1 protein-coding gene and 1 pseudogene are annotated in these 1,369 nt (G+C 63.7%); both read left to right on the forward strand.

Going from position 1 to position 1,369, the window contains the following annotated elements:
* Position 1 precedes the first annotated feature (1 nt).
* Positions 2-763 carry an electron transfer flavoprotein subunit beta/FixA family protein gene (locus K9B32_RS28795; RefSeq protein ID WP_224568783.1) on the forward strand — a complete coding sequence of 254 codons (762 nt, stop codon included), beginning with the start codon at positions 2-4 and terminating at the stop codon, positions 761-763.
* Between the two features lie 25 nt (positions 764-788).
* Positions 789-1,369, forward strand: a pseudogene (locus tag K9B32_RS28800) (electron transfer flavoprotein subunit alpha/FixB family protein); the annotation flags it as partial.

Below are 1,369 nucleotides of genomic sequence, written 5' to 3' on the forward strand. Positions count from 1 at the left end.
CATGAAAATTCTCGTCCCCGTGAAGCGGGTGGTTGATTACAACGTGAAGATCCGCGTGAAGCCGGATGGCACAGGCGTCGAGCTTGCGAATGTGAAGATGTCGATGAACCCGTTCGACGAGATCTCGGTCGAAGAAGCGCTCAGGCTGAAGGAAGCCGGCAAGGCCGAGGAGGTGATCGTCGTGTCGATCGGCCCTGCCAAGGCCGAAGAGACGCTGCGCACCGCACTTGCCATGGGTGCCGACCGCGCCATCCTGGTGGAGACCGACGATCCTGTCGAGCCGCTCGCCGTCGCCAAGATCCTCAAGGGCGTCGTCGATGCCGAACAGCCCGGCCTCATCATATCAGGCAAGCAGGCGATCGACGACGATTCGAACCAGACCGGCCAGATGCTGGCGGCCCTTCTCGGTTCCGCCCAGGCGACGTTTGCCTCGAAGATCGAGATCGAAGTCCCTGGTCCTGGGGGCAAGGCGCAGGTGACCCGCGAGGTCGATGGCGGCCTGCAGACGATCGAGATCAAGCTGCCGGCCGTCGTCACCACCGATCTGCGCCTGAACGAGCCGCGCTATGCCTCGCTGCCGAACATCATGAAGGCCAAGAAGAAGCCGCTCGACAAGAAGAGCCCGGCCGACTTTTCCGTCTCCACCGCGCCGCGCCTCAAGGTCTTGAAGACCGAAGAGCCGTCCGGCCGCAAGGCAGGCGTCAAGGTCAAGTCGGTCGCCGAGCTCATTGAGAAACTTAAAGTCGAAGCCGGCGTCCTCTAAGGTTCGAGAAAGGGAGATTATATCAATGGCCATTCTGCTTCTGGCTGACCACGATGGCAGCCACCTTTCCGACCAGACCGCCAAGACGCTGACGGCGGCATCGAAGATCGGCGGCGACGTGCACGTGCTCGTCGCCGGCGCCGGCGCCAAGGCTGCGGCCGATCAGGCGGCCAAGCTTGCCGGCGTTTCCAAAGTGCTGGTTGCCGAGGACGCAAGCCTTGCCAACAACCTCGCCGAACCGCTGGCGGCCCTGATTGTTTCGCTTTCCGGCAGCTACGACACGATCATCGCCGCCGCCACCTCGACCGGCAAGAACGTCATGCCGCGCGTGGCAGCCCTTCTCGATGTCGCGCAGGTCTCGGAGATCATCGAGGTGGTCGCATCTGACACCTTCAAGCGGCCGATCTATGCCGGCAACGCCATCCAGACGGTGCAGGCGACCGATGCCAGACGGGTCATCACCGTGCGCACCGCCTCGTTTGCTGCCGCCGCGAAAGGCGGTTCCGCTCCGGTCGAAACCATCGCGGCGGCTGCCAATCCAGGCCTGTCGAGCTTCGTCAAGGACGCGCTGTCGGCCTCCGACCGGCCGGAGCTGACCTCGGCGAA

The organism is Rhizobium sp. 3T7 (assembly GCF_020166565.1).
In the GTDB taxonomy this organism is placed as follows: Bacteria; Pseudomonadota; Alphaproteobacteria; order Rhizobiales; family Rhizobiaceae; genus Rhizobium.

Bases quoted from the DNA above. Each gene is read 5' to 3' on its own strand.
- K9B32_RS28795 (WP_224568783.1), top strand. From the start codon at position 2: ATGAAAATTCTCGTCCCCGTGAAGCGGGTGGTTGATTACAACGTGAAG.